Raw genomic sequence first — 16,553 nt, forward strand, 5'->3', positions numbered from 1 at the left:
CTCAGATCAACTACTCCTGAGACTTTACGGGCCGTGCGGCCGGCTCAGGACAGCGTCTGGAGAACCCGGCGGTGGAGTTCGGTGACGGCCTTCCTGGCGGACTCCATGGCTCCGGCCTGCCAGGCGACCAGGTGGGTGAGCCAGTCACCCGCGAAGTAGACCCGGCCGGCCGGGCGCTGCAGGAGGGCGAAGGCCCCCTCGTAGGAGGGCCAGGCGACCCAGCCGCCCTCGATGTGCGGCCGGTTCTGCCAGGCCATCGAGACGCCGGAGCGGAGCTCCCTGCGGTACTTCTCGCCGTGGATCTTCCCGCCCTCGGTGAGCGCGCGGTTCAGGCGGTCGCGATGGGACAGCCCGCCGTACGTCACGGCGTCCGGCCCCGTGTTGTAGTAGCCGACGACCAGGCCGCTCCTGGAGTGGTAGCCGTAGGAGGGGTACCAGATGTGGGTGATGTCCAGTTCGGTCTCGGTGATCCCGCCGTAGATGCGGTCATCGATCTCCCACCACCGCCTGCCGTACTCCAGGCCGAGCTTGCCCGCCGCGATCGGGACGGGGGTGCGGAGCGCGGCCGTGACCGGGGCCCCCAGGTTGTGCGGGATGCGGGCGAGCAGGTGGGGCGGGAGTGCGGCGACGCAGTAGTCGGCGCGGAGCACGCCGTCCCGGTGGGTCACCTCGACGCCGTCGGACAGGTTCCTGACGCGGGTGACCGGGGTCCCCGTCCTGATCCGGTCGTGGCCGACCTCCCGCGCGAGCGCGGTCACGATCGCGTCCATGCCGCCCACCGGCTGGAACATGGGCATGGCCTGCTCGTAGCCGAAGTCCATGGTGATCGCCCGGCCCGTACCGGCGGCGAGCACGTCGGTCAGGGAGGGCGGCCTGCCGTCGCGGACGCCGCCGGTCACCCCGGGGTAGGTCTCGAACCCCCGGCGGGTCGAGCCCCGGTAGGTCAGGTCGGGCCCGAGATCGCCGAATTTCCGCAGGAACTCCGCGAGCCGGTCGCGGTCCTCCTTGGTCAGCCGCTCGTTCAGCGCGCCGGTGTGGGCCGCCTTGGCCAGCAGCTCCGCGACGTATCCGTAGACGTCGGCCCGGGCCGCGCGCGCCCGGACGGGGGTGGCCATGCCTGCCGTGTGGACGTAGGCCGAGGCGTTGTTGTTGACGAACACCTCGATGGGCACGCCCAGCTCGCGGCAGTAGTCGAGGGTGACCATCCACTGCGCGATCCGTCCCGGACCGGCGTTGAAGTAGGTGCCCTCCTCGAACTCCACCGTCTGGGTCTCCCCGCCCGTCTCGACCAGCCGGTCCCCGCCGCGCAGCGTGAGGTTCCGGCCGCCCACCCGGTCGGCGGCCTCCAGGACCGTGCAGTCGTATCCGGCCTTGCCCAGCTCGTAGGCGCAGGTCAGACCGGCGACTCCGGCTCCGAGGATCACCACCTTGGCCGCGCCCCTGCCGCGGAGGGAGAAGTCGGAGGGCTGCGGGGGGACGAAGGACTTCTCCTGGGAGTCGGGGGCGAGACCGAGCGCGCCCATGGCCGCGAACATCGCGCCGGCGCCGCCGGCCGCGCCCACGCCGACCAGCAGCGCCCTGCGTGTCATCCGGGGGGATTCACTCATCGCGTCAGCCGTACGCGCCGCTGCCGCAGGCGATCCGGCCGCCGATCGTGGCGAAGATGCCCATCACCGCCATGATCTGGGAGAAGTCGTCGGTGGTGAACTCGGTGTGGCGGGGGCCCGCCGACCGCACGCCGGGGATGAGCGCGCAGCCGGCGGCGATCGCGGTGGAGTTCCACTCGACTCCCAGGGTGAACGGCGGCTTGGGGACGCAGGGACGGAAGTCCGCGACCCGGTTGAGCGCGCGGGCGGTAGCCTCCCGGATGCGGGCCTGGGCGACGGCGGGCGGCAGGAGCTCGGCGGAGAACCTGTCGACGCCCGTCTTGACGGCGACGGTCTCGACGTCCCCGAGCAGCTCGCGGGCCTCCTCGCAGACGGCCTCGTCCCCGGTCACCAGGGCCACCGGCACGCCGAGCGACCCGGCGAACGACGCCACCAGGCGGGTCTCGCCGCAGATCTCGCCGTTGAGAGAGACATTCTGGATCTCCCTGCCCATCCAGGTGTGGTTGAGGACGCCGTGCTGGACCCCGGCCCGCGCGTGGTATCCGGCGAAGCAGGCCGCCCGGTAGCCCCGTTCGAGCCCCTGTCCCATCCGCAGCGGCTTGCCCGGTCCCCGGATCAGCGTGGCCCGCTCGTCGAGGAGGTCGATCCTGAGGTTCTTGGTCGATCCGTGGGCGTCGTTGACGCGTACGGCCTCGGCGCCGGCGTCGAATGCACCCTGGATGACCGCGTTGGCGTCGGCGGTCATCAGCTCGCAGCCGCGCTCGTACCCCCGGCCTCCGGCGTGCATCTCCTCCGGGTCGGTCAGACCGGTGACACCCTCCATGTCCACCGAGACATATACCTTCATGACATCCCCCAGGTCTCGACGTGGCGTGCCTCGTCGTCGCTCATGAACCCGATCTCCGCCGCGACGAAGTCACGGACCTGCTTACGCCACGGCTCGGGGATCTCCTCGATCGCGGGCGGGTAGCAGCGGTCCAGCCAGGCCGTCGACGCCTCGGTCGCGCCCAGGAAGGCCGCGGCTCTGCCGAAGACCGTGTCCTCGATGCCGGGTACCCGCGCGCAGCCATATTCGATCATCTCCTGACCACCGTACGGCGGAGGTTCCTGCCACCTGCGCGCCACCGGACGGCCAGGGGCGACCGTGGTGCGCAGCGGGCGGCGTTCGACGGCGGCCTGGATGAGCTCCTTGTAGAGGCACTTCCCGCAGGTGCCGCAGGGGCCGTTCACCCCGCGCAGGCACCAGCGGACCTGCTCGCGCAGGCCGGATCCCAGGGCGAGCCGCATGGTGACGGCCTCGCTGACCCCCCCGGCCGGGAGCACGATCTGCAGGCCCGCCGCGGCGAAGGCCCGGCCCCAGGCGCCGTGCGGGGACCACATCGGGTTGTCGGGGGTGTGGCGGAGCAGGTAGCGGTCACCGCCCAGCCAGCGCGAGCCCAGCTCGTAGCCGAAGGCGAGGCCGCCCAGGTCGAGCTCGTCGGCGAGCAGCAGCGCCCCGGCGGCCACCGCGTGGTGTTCGGGGTAGCCGGGCCGGGGCTCGGCGAGAGTGAACTCCAGGTCGGAACGGACGACGGTGAGCTCGCGGCCGGTCTTCTCGGCCAGCGCGGCCAGCACGTCGGCGCGGTAGTGGGTCCAGCGGTTCGGCACGCGCGGGTGGGAGACCCGCTGGAAGTGCACGAACGGCGCGTCGGGCAGCATCGCGGCCACGGCCGCGGAGTCGGCGCCGCCGCTGTAGGAGATCGCCAGCCTGCCGCCGGAACGCGCCGTCCCGCCGACGGGCCCCGCCTCGATCCCCCAGCCCGACCGGATCGCGGTGGCGAGCTCCGGCGAGATCGGCCGGTCGAAGACGATCGCGCGCCGGGTCCACGGCGCGACAACGGTCCACGCGGCGAGTGCCGGCAGGTCGGGGTGGACGGCGCGCGGCTCCCGCGGCAGCTCGACCCGGCAGGAGTTCGTGGCCAGTCTCAGCGGCTGGCCGTCGGCGCAGAACCCGGTGATGGCGTCCTCCGGGTCCAGCCTGAAAGTGAGGTGCCACACCCCGCCGTCCGCCGTCCAGGTCACCCTCACGCGAGGCTCCCGGAGTGGCGCTCCAGGCTCGTGGACGCCGCGCTCCCGGAGGGCACGCTCCCCGGGAGGCGATCCACGGCCTGCCAGAGCAGGACCTCGTTCTGGAGCACCCGGTCCAGCGCGACCGCGGTCTCCCGGGCCAGCCGGTGGGCGTCGTCCCAGCGTTCCGCCCGGTCCTGGCCGACACCGGCCTGCGCCACCTGTTCCCGGAGCCTGTCGACCTCGGCCCGCAGCGCGGCCACCTCCCGGCCCAGCGTCTGGACCTCCCAGAGCGCATCCCTGATGTCCTGCCGATGCTCGGTCAGGGAGATGTATCGGGAGTCGAACCACCTACGCACCGCCCGCCGTAGCGGGGCAGGCACCAGCGCACGCTTCGCCAACCGCACCATAATCCGGCACGATACAGACAAAACTTGATCTATCCAGCCGGTCTTGTCACAGATCGGTATCTGGATCGACGCCCGCGGCGCCTCTCAGGGAGGCGCGTCAGCGACCGGTGAACTTGGCCTGGGATTTCTCCGCGAAGGCGCGCATGCCGATCCTGGCGTCGTCGGTGGCGAACAGGGACGAGAACTGGAGACGCTCGATTTCGAGGCCGGTGCCCAGGTCCACCTCGAGGCCGCGGTCGACGGCCCGTTTGGCGGCGCGCAGGGCCAGCGCGGGGCCGCCGGCGAACTTGGCGGCGTAGGAGAGCGCCTCGGTGTAGACGTCGGCGTCGGGGACGACCCGGTCGACCAGTCCGATCGCCAGCGCCTCGGCGGCGGGGACGTGGCGGCCGGTGAAGATGAGGTCCTTGGCCCTGGCCGGGCCGATCAGCCGGGGCAGCCGCTGGGTGCCGCCCGCCCCGGGGATGATGCCGAGCAGGATCTCCGGCTGGCCGAGCTTGGCCGACTCGCCGGCGATCCGGATGTCGGCGCACAGGGCGAGTTCGCAGCCACCGCCCAGGGCGTAGCCGGTCACGGCCGCGATGACCGGCTTGCCGATCGTCGCGACGGCGGTGAAGCAGTCCTGCAGCACCCCGGAGTGCGCCGCCATGTCCGCGTAGGGCATGTCGGCCATCTCCTTGACGTCGGCCCCCGCCGCGAAGACCCGTTCCCCGCCGTAGAGGACCACGGCGTGGACGTCCGGGTCGGCGTCCACCTGCCGGGCGCACTCGGCGATCTCTTCCTGCACCTGACGGTTGAGGGCGTTCATCTTCGGCCGGTCCAGCCTGATCGTCGCAATCCCCTCGGCTGTCTCCACCCGCACGAACTCACCCATGACCATCCCTCCGCCGAAAATGCCGTCCCCCCAACATAGGGGGCACATCAGTTGACGGGCAGTACCAGGTCCCTGGTTCCTCCCGCGGGCTCGGAGAGACCTCTGACCATCCGGCGGTAGATCCTCTCGTACTTCTCACTCATCACGTCGACGCCGAAACGGCGGGCGACATGGGACCGGCAGGCATGCGGGTCGAGCATGTCGGCCGCCTCGATGGCCTCGGGCAGCTCGTCCGCATGGTCGCGGACGAACCCGGTGACCCCGTCCGCGACCACCTCGGGCACGGCTCCCCGGTCGAGCGCGACCACGGGTGTCCCGCAGGCCATGGCCTCGATCATGACCATGCCGAACGGCTCCTCCCACAGGACCGGGAAGACCAGGCAGCGGGCCGCCGACAGCAGCTCGCGCTTGCGGGCGGCGTCGGCCTCGCCGACGTACTCGGCGTGGGTGCCGAGCCGGGGCCGGATGTGCTCCTCGAAGTAGTCGTGCTCCACCTGCTCGGTGAGCTTTCCGGCGAGCAGGATCCGCCGTCCGGCCGCCCGGGCGGCGTCGATGGCCAGATGGGCGCCCTTGTCCTCGTTGAACCGGCCGAGCCACAGGACCCAGTCGTCCTTGTGCTCCCGGAAGGGAAAGGACTGCGCCTCGACGGCGTTGTGGACGACTCCGGCCCAGTTCAGATGCGGGGCGAGCCGCCGCTGCGCCGCGGAGATGCCGACCATCGACACGGTCTCGGAGAGCACCCGGTAGTACGCGCCGAACTCGCCGTCCACCTCACCGTGGCAGGTGATCAGGGTGGGCACGCGTCGCGTGGCCGCGGTCAGCGGCCCGGCCAGCGAATGGTCGTGGACGATGTCGGCGTCGAGGCCGGAGATGATGTCCTGCGCCATGGCCGCGTGCAGCACCTCGGGCATCGCCTCGCCGATGCGCTCGGAGGGCGCCGGATCGTAGGTGCACAGGAAACGCGCCGACGTCCCCGGGCTGCCCGCGCCGATCAGGGTGATGTCGTGCCCGCGCCGCGACAGCCCGTCGACGAGCCCGGCCAGCATCGACTCGATGCCCCCGTAGCCCAGGGGCGGCACGTCGTACCAGGGAGGCGCGATCATCACGATGCGCATCCCGCCGCCGTGCAGCCCCTGGAGTTCTGATGTGGGGATCACGTCCACCTCGCTTCCGGGCCCTCCGGCCCTTAGGAAACCTCTGGATTAACCGATCAGGGGGTCGGGGGAGATTCCGCAGTGGGCCGACATGGGCGAGCGCGGCTCGCTGCGCAGCGTGATGCCGTCGGGCAGCCCGGTGATGGACGTCTTGCCGTTCCTGACCTCGATCGTGATCCGGGAGTCCGCGAAGGGGATCCCCGTGATCCGTATGTCGTCCAGCCCGACGGGGGCCAGCCAGACCTGGCCGTAGGGCACCCACGGATCGAAGCGGAACAGGTTGCGGACCAGGTGGATGGGGGTCGCGGCGGCCCAGGCCTGCGGGGAGCAGGAGGTGGGGTACGGCACCGGCGTGGGGAACTGCGCCCGGTCGAACCCGCAGAACAGCTCCGGCAGCCGCATGCCGAAGGCCTCGGCCGCGTCCAGCAGCCCGGAGGCGATCCGCCGCGCCTCCTCCACGAAGCAGTAACGGATCAGGCCGGCGACGATGATGGAGTTGTCGTGCGGCCAGACCGAGCCGTTGTGGTAGCTCATCGGGTTGTAGGCACCCATGGTGGAGGCCAGGGTGCGCACGCCGTACCCGGTGAACATCTCCGGCGAGAGCAGGTGCGCGGCCACGGAGGCCGCCCTGTCCTCGTCTACGATGCCGGTCCACAGGCAGTGCCCCATGTTGGAGGCGAGGCTGTCGATGGGACGCCCCCCGCCGTCGAGTCCGATGGCGTAGTACCCCCGGTCCGGCAGCCAGAACCGCTCGTTGAACGCCTCCCGGAGCCGGGTCGCGCGGCCGATCCAGTGCTTCTCCAGGTCCTCGTCTCCGGCCTCGTGCGCGAAGTGGGCCCGCGCGTTGTAGGCGGCGTAGACGTAGCCCTGGACCTCGGCCAGCGCGATGGGCGCGCGGGCCATGGTGCCGTCGGCGAAGTTGACGCCGTCGAAGGAGTCCTTCCAGCCCTGGTTGACCAGGCCGTGGTCGGTCTTGCGGCGGTAGAAGAGGAAGGGGTCCGCGGATCTGGTGATCCAGTCGAGGGCGTCGTCGGCGTGCGGTAGGAGCTCCTCGACCTCCTTCGGGTGCAGGCCCCAGCGGCGCAGCTCACCCAGGAGCATCACGAACAGCGGGGTGGAGTCGACCGAGCCGTAGTAGGCGAGGCCGCCGTGCGGCGAGACGCCGAACTGCATCCCGAAGCGGAGCTCGTGCAGGATCTTGCCGGGCTCCTCCTCGGTGAGCGGGTCGTCGGTCCTGCCCTGCAGCCGTGACAGGCGCCGCAGGGTGCCGAGCGCCGGCGACTGGTCCAGGGGGAGCGCCATCCAGGACGCCAGCAGCGAGTCGCGGCCGAACAGGGTCATGAACCACGGTGCGCCCGCGGCGAGGCTGGGCGGCTCGTCGGGTCTGTCGGGCTCGAACAGCCGCAGCGCCCCCAGGTCCTCCCGGGAGCGGTGCAGGATCTGGGCCAGAACGCGGTTGGAGGTGCTGATGGTCGGGCTGTGACGTTGCCAGTCTGCACGGCGCCGGACGGGCTCGGCGTGCTCCAGCGGGTGGCGGGTGGAGAACCAGCTGGGCGTCTCCTCCCCCTCCAGGACCGGGTTGACCTGCAGGGTGACGGTCCAGTCCGCTCGGGCCGGAACGACGATCCGGAAGACGAGCATGCCCGGGACGGCGAACGGCGCGGGCTCGGCCAGCACCCTGGTCCCGCGCGACCGGGTGGCGGAGAAGATCATCAGTCCCGACCTGTCGGGGGTCATCTCCACGTCGGTCACGTGGCGGACCCGGCCGCTCTTGACCTCGAACAGATCGGCCATGTCGGAGCCAATGTGCATGTCGAGCACACAGCCGGCCGGTTCGTCGGACAGGTTGCGCAGGGTCAGATCCTCGCGGAGACCCGCGCCGACGTAGCGTTCCCTGATCATCAGCAGGGTGCTCTCCGCGTGCCCGGGCCGGGGGGCGGCCCGGCCGACGAACGTCGCGTGGTACGGCTCGCTCGCGAGCACGGTCAGCGCCTCGATCGGCGCCTCGTCCACCCTCACCTCCCAGCGCGACAGCAACCGGGTGTCGGCGTGGAAGATCCCCTGTGCCCCGCCCTGCACGATGTCACCGTTACGCGCGCACACGCAGAAGGACCCACCCTCGACCAGGGTCACCGTGGTGTCGCCCAGAGCACCGGGCTGACCTTCGAACGTCCACCCGTCCAATGTTCTCTCCCGGTGTGAGTGGGTGTCGCTCTCTAGCCTTTTCCCCCTCGTGCGGACAGAGAACAACACACCGGGCGCTCATCGAAACGTTTTGCCTGATCAGGAGGGTTATCACCTTCCCCCGCGCCGACACCGGGAGGGACAACGCCACCTCTCCACCGGCGAGCCGTACGCTCCCGATCCCGAGGATCACCCAGCCGTGAGCGGATTGATCCATTCGAGCTTCGGAAAACGGGCGAAGTCGGAGTCGACCGAGCAGACACCCACACCGTGCTCGATCGCGAGTGCGGCGAGGTGGGCATCCGTAACCATGTTTCCTCGCAGGTCACCGTCAACGAGAAGATCACGCAGCACCTCGGCGTGCCGGCTCGTCGGCGCGGGTGTCCATACGGTCTCAGCGGCCAACCACTCCTCGACGAAGCTCCACGCCTCGTCTATCGCCAGCGGATTGGCCGACGCCCGTGGATGGGTCGAGATCCTGATGAACGCGCACAACGAGTTCCACGGCAGGCCGACGCGGACCGGGCCGTTGAGGGCTGTCTCCAGCCACGTTTTCGAGGCATCGTGAAACGGGTTTCCGCTGTCCACCGCGTAAAGCAGAACATTCGCATCCACGATCATCAGTCATGCCCCAAGCCGTCGAGCAGGTCGAGGGCTTCCGCCACATTCGACACGTCCACCCGCAGTCCCATCGCCTGGGTCCGCTGCCGGAAAGGGCGGCGCTCAGGGCGAGCGCGCATGCCTGCCCGAACGAGCTCGTTGAGCGCTTCACTGAGACCGATATGTCTTTCGTGCCTCAGCCGCTCGATCGCGGCGACCACATCCTCGTCAAGACGCACAGTCGTCCTCATCTCCTCAGCGTGGCATCAGAGATGCACGTGATCAAGCATCAAGATGCGCATCAACGCCACACCGAAAGATGACTCTCTGTTTATGTTCGAACACTCTAAGTTGGAGTCTCGCCCCGGCGGGCCAGGCCGGACGGCCCGGCGGTCACGACGGAGTCCATGCCTTTCCCCATGACAACCCAGCCGCGCCGGCCCGGCATGGTGAAGGAATTCTTCTCTGTCTGTCAGAAAAATGAAGAAACTTATTGACATCGCGATCTTAACTTCGCAGTCTGACGTGCACCGGATCCCCCAGTCGAGGAGCCCCCCATGCAACGATCCACGCCGCTCCGGATGACGGTCGCCGCCGTCATGACCGTCGGCGGCCTCGCCTTCCTCCAACCGGCCTCCGCCCAGGCCGCCCCCGGCGACCGGCAGGCGGCCTTCACCGCGGCGGCCCAGGCCTACGACGTACCCGAGAGCGTCCTGCTCGGCGTGTCCTACCTGGAGTCCCGCTGGGACGCCAACGCGGGCCGGCCGAGCAACTCCGCCGGGTTCGGCCCGATGCACCTCACCGACGCCGCCGCACTGTCGGACACGAACCACCACACCGACGGCGAGGAGGACCCTCGCGGCGACACCAACCGTCCCCTTGCGCTCCCCGAGCAGACTCCGGCGCCGGTCGAGATCCCCACATCGCTCAGGACACTGGAGAAGGCCGCCGAACTCACCGGCGCGAGCCGTGAGGAGCTGCGCGCCGACCCGGCCGTGAACATCCGCGGCGGCGCGGCCCTGCTGGCCGACTACCAGAGGCAGCTCGGCGCGCCGCTCAGCACCGACCCCGCCGAGTGGTACGGCGCGGTGGCCCGCTACTCGGGCGCCGCCGAGTCCGACGCGGCGAAGTTCTTCGCCGACGAGGTGTACGACACGATCAAGTCCGGTGCCGAGCGGGTCACCGACGACGGGCAGAAGGTCGGTCTGAAGCCGGTGCCCGGCCTGAAGAAGATCGAGAAGTGGCTGGAGAAGCTCGGGCTGCAGCGGCCCCGCCGCGACGGCGTCGAGTGCCCGCCCACCATCTCGTGCGAGTGGATCCCCGCGCTCTACCAGTCCCTGCCGGGTGGCGGCTACGGCAACTACGACCTGTCGAACCGACCGGTCAACCAGAAGATCGAATACATCATCATCCACGACATGGAGGGCTACTTCGGCCCCTCCGTGGACCTGGTGCAGAACCCCGCGCGGGCCGCGAGCTGGCACTACTCGCTGCGCTCCAGCGACGGTCACGTCGCCCAGCACATCAAGGCCAAGGACGTCGCCTGGCAGGCGGGCAACTGGTACATCAACGCCAAGTCGATCGGCCTGGAGCACGAGGGCTTCCTCGGCGAGGGCGGCGCCTGGTACACCGAGGCGATGTACCGCACCTCGGCCAAGCTGGTGCGCTACCTGGCCCGGCAGCACGACGTCCCGCTGGACCGCGCACACATCCTCGGTCACGACAACGTGCCGGGCACGATCCCGTCCACGGTGAGCGGCATGCACGAGGACCCGGGCCCCTTCTGGGACTGGGCGCACTACTTCCACCTGCTCGGCAAGCCGCTGCACTCCTCCGGCGGCCCGAAGGCGGAGTCGGTGATGATCCTGCCCGACTACGCCAGGAACCAGCCGTACTACTACGGCTGCGACCGCAAGAACCCCTCGGCTGACTGCCCGCCGCACGGCTCGGCGTCGGTCTGGCTGCGCACCGAGCCGCGTTCGGACGCCCCGCTGGTCAAGGACGTCGGCAAGCACCCGACCGGTGACTCGCTCTACAGCGTCTACGACCACAGCGCCCGCGCCACCACCGGCCAGCGCTACGCCGTGGCCGACCGCCAGGGCGACTGGACGGCGATCTGGTACCTCGGCCAGAAGGCCTGGTTCCACAACCCCGCCTCCCAGCCCACCGCGGTCCCCTCGCGTGGCCTGGTGGTGACGCCCAAGCCGGGCCTGGCTAGCGTCCCGGTGTACGGCAGGGCCTATCCGGAGGCGGAGGCCTACCCGGCGGGCGTGCCGTACCAGGAGATCACCCCGCTGCAGTACACCTTCGCCGCGGGCCAGCGCTACACCCTCGGCCTGGCCGCCCAGGGTGAGTACTACCGGGCGGTGACCTTCGACGCGTCCCCGCACACGGTGGTCCGCGGGAAGCTGAAGTACTACCAGATCCAGTTCGGCCACCGCGTGATGTTCGTCAAGGCCGACGACGTCGTGGTGTCCACCGCCTGATCCGGGACGGCCCCGAGCGGCCGGAGGGAGCCGGGCGTGAGCCCCGGTCTCCCCCCGGCCGGTCAGCGCAGGGTGCCGTTGGTCATGCCCGCGGGCTCCTCCGGGACGGCGATCAGGCCGAGCTCGGAGGAGTTCGCCATGAGGGGATGGTGGGGGACGACCCGGACGGTGTAGCCGAAGGCCCCGGTGCGTTCCAGTGGGATGGTGCCCCCGAAGACGGCCTTGCCGTCGTCGCCGACCGTCTCCAGGGCCAGGTCCGCGTAGGCCGGGCCGACCAGCTCGTCATGGAGCCCGACCAGGCCGTAGGCGGCCTGGACCCGGATGTCTCCGGGCTCCAGCTCGCCCAGGGCGATGGCCGCCCGCAACTCCAGTGCCGCGCCCACCTCGGGGGTCTCCCCCAGGTTGGAGGCCTCCACGTGCTCGACCCGGACCCCCGGCCACGCCTGGGAGACCCTCAGCTTCCACGCGGCGAAGCCCTTGGCCGGCTCGTACCCGTCCGCCAGCAGAGCACGCGCGGACCGGGCAGCCGGCGTGTAGAGGTCGATCACGTAGTCGCGGAGCATCCGGCCGGCGAGGACCTTGGGGCCGAGGGAGGTCAGCGTGTGCCGGACCATCTCCAGCCAGCGCAGCGGCAGACCGTCGGCGGTGCGGTCGTAGAACCGGTCCGCCACCTCGTGGTCGATCAGGTCGTAGAGCGCGCCGGCCTCCAGCTCGTCGCGGCGGTCGGGGTCGGCGACGCCGTCGGCGGTAGGGATGGCCCAGCCGTTGGTGCCGTCGTACCACTCGTCCCACCAGCCGTCGCGGATGGACAGGTTGAGGCCGCCGTTCAGCGCGGCCTTCATCCCGGACGTGCCGCACGCCTCCAGCGGCCGGAGCGGGTTGTTCATCCACACGTCGCAGCCCTGGACGAGCAGCTGGCCCAAGGCCATGTCGTAGTCGGGCAGGAAGACGATGCGGTGCCGGACGTCCTCGGAGTCGGCGAACTTCACAATCTGCTGGATGAGCTTCTTGCCGCCCTCGTCGGCAGGGTGGGCCTTGCCCGCGATCACGATCTGGACGGGCTTGTCCGGATCGAGCAGCAGCTCGCGGAGCCGGCCGGGGTCGCTCAGCATCAGGGTGAGCCGCTTGTAGGAGGGGACCCGGCGGGCGAATCCGATGGTCAGCACACCGGGATCGAGGGCGTCGTCGATCCAGCCGAGCTCGGCGTGGGAGGCACCCCGGTCGAGCCAGGAGCGGCGCAGCCGGACGCGGGCCGCCTCGACCAGCCGGGCGCGCAGCCGTCCGCGGATCTCCCAGATGTCCGCGTCGGAGATCTTGTTGACACCCTCCCAGCCCTGGGCCCGCTCGACCAGCGTGGGCAGTTCCCTGCCCGCCAGCTCCATGATTTCGCGACCGACCCAGGTGGGGGCGTGCACGCCGTTGGTTATCGAGCCGATCGGGACCTCGTCGACGTCGAAGCCCGGCCACAGGCCCTGGAACATCTCCCGGCTGACCGCGCCGTGCAGTTCCGAGACCCCGTTGACCCGCTGGGCCAGCCGCATGCCCATGGCGGCCATGTTGAACTTGCCCGGTTCGTCCTCGGCGCCGAGCGCCAGGATGCGGTCCTCAGGGACCGTGGGCCACGCGTTGTCGCCGCCGAACTGACGGGCGATCATGTCGCTCGGGAAGCGGTCGATGCCGGCGGGGACGGGGGTGTGGGTGGTGAAGACCGTCCCGGCGCGGACCACCTCCAGTGCCTCGTCGAAGGAGAGCCTGCTCTCGGTGAGCTCGCGGATGCGCTCCAGTCCCAGGAAGCCCGCATGCCCCTCGTTGGTGTGGAACACCTCGGGCTCGGGGTGGCCGCTGACCCGGGAGTAGGCCCGGATGGCGCGGACACCGCCGACGCCGAGCAGCAGTTCCTGCATCAGCCGGTGGTCGGTGCCCCCGCCGTACAGGCGGTCGGTGACGTCACGGGCGGCGTTGTCGTTCTCGGCGACGTCGGAGTCGAGTAGCAGCAGCGGGACCCGCCCCACCTGGGCCACCCAGACCTGGGCGTGCAGGGTGCGCCGCTCGGGCAGGCTGATGCCGATCCGCACCGGGGTGCCGTCCTCCTCCTTGAGGAGGGTCAGCGGCAGGCCTCCAGGGTCGAGGGACGGGTAGTGCTCCAGCTGCCAGCCCTCCGGCGAGAGGGACTGAGTGAAGTAGCCGTGGCGGTACAGCAGGCCGACCGCCAGGATCGGCACGCCGAGGTCGCTGGCGGTCTTGAGGTGGTCGCCGGCGAGGATGCCCAGGCCGCCGGAGTACTGCGGCAGGGCTGAGGCGATGCCGTACTCGGGCGAGAAGTAGGCGATGGAGCGGGGGGCGTCAGGGATGGTCTGGTACCACCTCGGCGCGGTCATGTACTCACGGAGGTCGTCGGCCGCGTCGGCGACGCGTCTGAGGAAGCGGCGGTCGGTGGCCAGCTCGCGGAGGCGCCTCGCCTCGACGGCGCCGAGCAGGGCGCCGGGGTCGTGGCCCACCCGCTCCCAGACGACCGGGTCGACCTCGGCGAAGAGATCGAGAGCCTCGGGATGCCACGACCAGCGAAGATTGTGCACAAGCTCGCCGAGGGAGGCCAGCTCCGGAGGAAGGACGGTGCGGACGGTGAACCTGCGGATTGCTCTCACTCTGCCAGACCCTAGTTACTCAGCGCCACAAGGGCGACCCCAACACTCACCCGTCTCCCCCTCGCCACTATCAATCGCCTCCAAACACATCAAAGCCGGGTTGATCATGTCTCCGTGCAACGCGCCGGGAGCCTGAGTTCCCGCATTCTTCCTCCGACACGCATGAAGATGGACTATTAGGGCAACGCATCTATGGGTCGTAACTCTCCGCTCTCCCGGACCCGGCCGTCCGTACGGGGAGGGCGGAACACCGGCTCACTCCCCGGGGCCGGCGGCGGGAATGTTTGAAAACGTGAAGATCTTTTTTGCCGAATTTTTCCGACGGTACCGGGCGTGCCGTCGCTACCTTGAGAAGCGATGATCGGACGAATTCCAATCCAGGACATCCAGCCCACGGTCGACTGCGGGCGCCGCCCCGCCAAGGCCGCCGCGGGCGAGACCTTCGAGATCGCCGCCACCGTGTTCCGGGAGGGACATGACGCGGTGGCCGCCGGAGCCGTGCTCACCGGCCCCGACGGCGTGCGCGGCCCGCTGCTGCGCATGAACGAGCTTGCTCCGGGCACCGACCGCTGGGGCGTCGAGGTGACACTGCCCACCGAGGGCGACTGGCACTTCCGCGTCGAGGCGTGGAGCGACCCCCTGGCCACCTGGTTCCACGACGCGGGCATCAAGATCCCCCGCGACCTGGACGCCGAGCTCATGTGCGAGGAGGGCGCCCGGCTCTTCGAACGTGCCGCCAAGGCCGTACGGCCCGCGGACTGCGGAGGCGTGACCCGCAGGTCGGCGAAGGCACCGGGCGGCAGGGCGGCGGCCGGAGCGTCGGGCAGGGCTGCCGGCAAGGCGGCCCTGAGCGCCGAGGCGGCCGAGACGGCGGTGCTGGAGGCGAGCGCGGACGTCCACCCCTGCGGGCACCGGGCCGCGCTCCTGGCTGTGGCGGCCAAGCTGCGCGACGGGGAGTTCGACCCGCGTGCCCGGTTCTCGGTGGCCCAGCTTCCGGAGACGGCGGAGCTGCTGCGTGCGCATCCGCTCCGCGACCTGGTGACGAAGTCGCCCGGACACGTGGTCAGGGTCGACCGGCGCCGGGCGCTGTTCGGGTCCTGGTACGAGTTCTTCCCGCGCTCCGAGGGAGCGATCGTCGAAGAGGGCATCGCCCCCAAGTCCGGAAATTTCACGACTGCTGCCAAGCGACTGCCTGCGGTCGCGAAGATGGGCTTCGACGTCGTCTACCTGCCGCCGATCCACCCGATCGGGCACAGTTTCCGCAAGGGCCGCAACAACACCCTGACGCCTGAGCCGTACGATCCGGGCTCCCCCTGGGCGATCGGCTCCGAGGAGGGCGGCCACGACGCCATCCACCCCGATCTCGGCACCTTTGACGACTTCGACGTGTTCGTGGCCAAGACCCGCGAGCTCGGCATGGAGGTCGCCCTCGACCTGGCCCTGCAGTGCGCGCCCGACCACCCGTGGGTCAGGGAGCACCCGGAGTGGTTCAACATCCGCGCCGACGGCTCGATCGCCTACGCGGAGAACCCTCCCAAGAAGTATCAGGACATCTACCCGCTGAACTTCGACAAGGACCCGGAGGGCATCTACGCCGAGGTCAAGCGGGTGGTCCGGCTCTGGATGGACCACGGCGTGCGGATCTTCCGGGTGGACAACCCGCACACCAAGCCCGTGGCGTTCTGGGAGCGACTGCTGGCCGACATCAACTCCACCGATCCGGACGTGCTGTTCCTGGCGGAGGCGTTCACCCGCCCGGCGATGATGCAGGCGCTGGCCAAGGTCGGCTTCCACCAGTCCTACACCTACTTCACGTGGAAGAACTCCCGGGAGGAGGTCGAGGACTACCTGGGCGAGCTCTCCCGCGAGACGTCACACTTCCTGCGGCCGAACGTTTTCGTCAATACTCCAGACATTCTTCACGAATACCTACAGCACGGGGGAGTCCCGGCTTTTCGCATCAGAGCGATCCTCGCGGCGATGGCGATGCCGACCTGGGGGGTATACGCCGGATACGAACTTACGGAGAATGTCCCTGTTCGACCAGGTAGTGAAGAATACCTAGATAGCGAGAAATATCAGTATAAACCGCGCGATTGGGCCGAGGCTGAACGCGAGGGCCTTAGCCTGGCCCCCTTCATCACGCAACTTAATTTGTTCCGAAGAGCACACCCGGCGCTCCAGGAACTGCGTAACCTACGGTTCCATAGCGTCGACCAACCGGACATGGTCTGCTTCTCCAAGCGGCTGCCCGGCGCCCACGACACGGCCACACGACGGCACGGCCTGGGCGACGTGGTTCTGACGGTCGTGAATCTCGATCCACACAACACCCATGAGGCCACGGTGTCGCTGGACATGCCGGCTCTCGGTCTCGACTGGCGTGCCGAGTTCTTCGTCGACGACGAACTGTCAGGCGAGTCGTACCGCTGGCGGCAGAACAACTACGTCCGCCTCGATCCCCATATCCACCCAGCACACATCTTCACTTTGCGTGCCGCGACGGCCAACCGGCGGTGAGCCGGCCGGGTACGCGATACCGGCAGAACA

The 16,553-nt window shown here is 69.9% G+C and carries 12 protein-coding genes; 2 read left to right on the forward strand and 10 right to left on the reverse strand.

Features of this window, described 5'->3' with window-relative positions; genetic code table 11:
• Nucleotides 1-44: 44 nt before the first annotated feature.
• The 9 genes from ACIN94_RS11350 to ACIN94_RS11390 form a co-directional block, all read right to left on the reverse strand.
• On the reverse strand, nucleotides 45-1,607 hold the full coding sequence (locus ACIN94_RS11350) for a flavin monoamine oxidase family protein (protein ID WP_400703163.1): 1,563 nt from the start codon (nucleotides 1,605-1,607) through the stop codon (nucleotides 45-47).
• Between the two features lie 4 nt (nucleotides 1,608-1,611).
• Nucleotides 1,612-2,454, reverse strand: coding sequence for a M55 family metallopeptidase (locus ACIN94_RS11355; RefSeq protein ID WP_400703166.1), 843 nt, complete (start codon nucleotides 2,452-2,454; stop codon nucleotides 1,612-1,614).
• Nucleotides 2,451-3,674 (reverse strand): DUF6395 domain-containing protein, encoded by a 1,224-nt coding sequence (locus ACIN94_RS11360; RefSeq protein ID WP_400703168.1) that lies wholly within the window; start codon nucleotides 3,672-3,674, stop codon nucleotides 2,451-2,453. Before ACIN94_RS11360 ends, ACIN94_RS11355 begins: the two co-directional genes overlap by 4 nt.
• Nucleotides 3,671-4,063: a hypothetical protein gene (locus tag ACIN94_RS11365; protein ID WP_400703171.1), complete on the reverse strand. Its 393-nt coding sequence runs from the start codon at nucleotides 4,061-4,063 to the stop codon at nucleotides 3,671-3,673. The genes ACIN94_RS11360 and ACIN94_RS11365 overlap by 4 nt, the downstream gene beginning before the upstream one ends.
• 97 nt (nucleotides 4,064-4,160) lie before the next feature.
• A complete protein-coding gene (locus ACIN94_RS11370) occupies nucleotides 4,161-4,934 on the reverse strand; it encodes an enoyl-CoA hydratase/isomerase family protein (protein ID WP_400703174.1) in 774 nt (257 codons plus the stop codon).
• A 47-nt stretch (nucleotides 4,935-4,981) separates the two neighbouring features.
• Entirely contained in the window at nucleotides 4,982-6,091 is a 1,110-nt protein-coding gene (locus tag ACIN94_RS11375) for a glycosyltransferase family 4 protein (protein ID WP_400703177.1), read from the reverse strand.
• 45 nt (nucleotides 6,092-6,136) lie between these two features.
• Nucleotides 6,137-8,272, reverse strand: coding sequence for a glycogen debranching N-terminal domain-containing protein (locus ACIN94_RS11380; RefSeq protein WP_400703180.1), 2,136 nt, complete (start codon nucleotides 8,270-8,272; stop codon nucleotides 6,137-6,139).
• 189 nt (nucleotides 8,273-8,461) lie between these two features.
• Complete coding sequence (locus ACIN94_RS11385; RefSeq protein ID WP_400703183.1) at nucleotides 8,462-8,893, reverse strand: TA system VapC family ribonuclease toxin; 432 nt, start codon at nucleotides 8,891-8,893, stop codon at nucleotides 8,462-8,464.
• Nucleotides 8,893-9,123 carry a ribbon-helix-helix protein, CopG family gene (locus ACIN94_RS11390; RefSeq protein ID WP_400703186.1) on the reverse strand — a complete coding sequence of 77 codons (231 nt, stop codon included), beginning with the start codon at nucleotides 9,121-9,123 and terminating at the stop codon, nucleotides 8,893-8,895. Before ACIN94_RS11390 ends, ACIN94_RS11385 begins: the two co-directional genes overlap by 1 nt.
• Before the next feature lie 306 nt (nucleotides 9,124-9,429).
• Here ACIN94_RS11390 and ACIN94_RS11395 point away from each other — a divergent pair, with 306 nt between their 5' ends.
• Nucleotides 9,430-11,358: an N-acetylmuramoyl-L-alanine amidase gene (locus ACIN94_RS11395; RefSeq protein WP_400703189.1), complete on the forward strand. Its 1,929-nt coding sequence runs from the start codon at nucleotides 9,430-9,432 to the stop codon at nucleotides 11,356-11,358.
• Between the two features lie 62 nt (nucleotides 11,359-11,420).
• On the opposite strand, the gene glgP is transcribed toward ACIN94_RS11395, so the two are convergent.
• The gene (glgP, locus tag ACIN94_RS11400; protein ID WP_400703192.1) at nucleotides 11,421-14,003 is read right to left on the reverse strand and encodes an alpha-glucan family phosphorylase; all 2,583 of its coding nucleotides are present in this window, start codon (nucleotides 14,001-14,003) and stop codon (nucleotides 11,421-11,423) included.
• 357 nt (nucleotides 14,004-14,360) lie between these two features.
• On the opposite strand from glgP, the gene ACIN94_RS11405 reads away from it, so the two are divergent.
• Nucleotides 14,361-16,523, forward strand: a complete 2,163-nt coding sequence (locus ACIN94_RS11405; RefSeq protein WP_400703195.1) for an alpha-1,4-glucan--maltose-1-phosphate maltosyltransferase — start codon at nucleotides 14,361-14,363, stop codon at nucleotides 16,521-16,523.
• The last annotated feature ends 30 nt before the right edge of the window (nucleotides 16,524-16,553 follow it).

The organism is Streptosporangium sp. NPDC087985 (genome assembly GCF_044741965.1).
In the GTDB taxonomy this organism is placed as follows: domain Bacteria; phylum Actinomycetota; class Actinomycetes; order Streptosporangiales; family Streptosporangiaceae; genus Streptosporangium.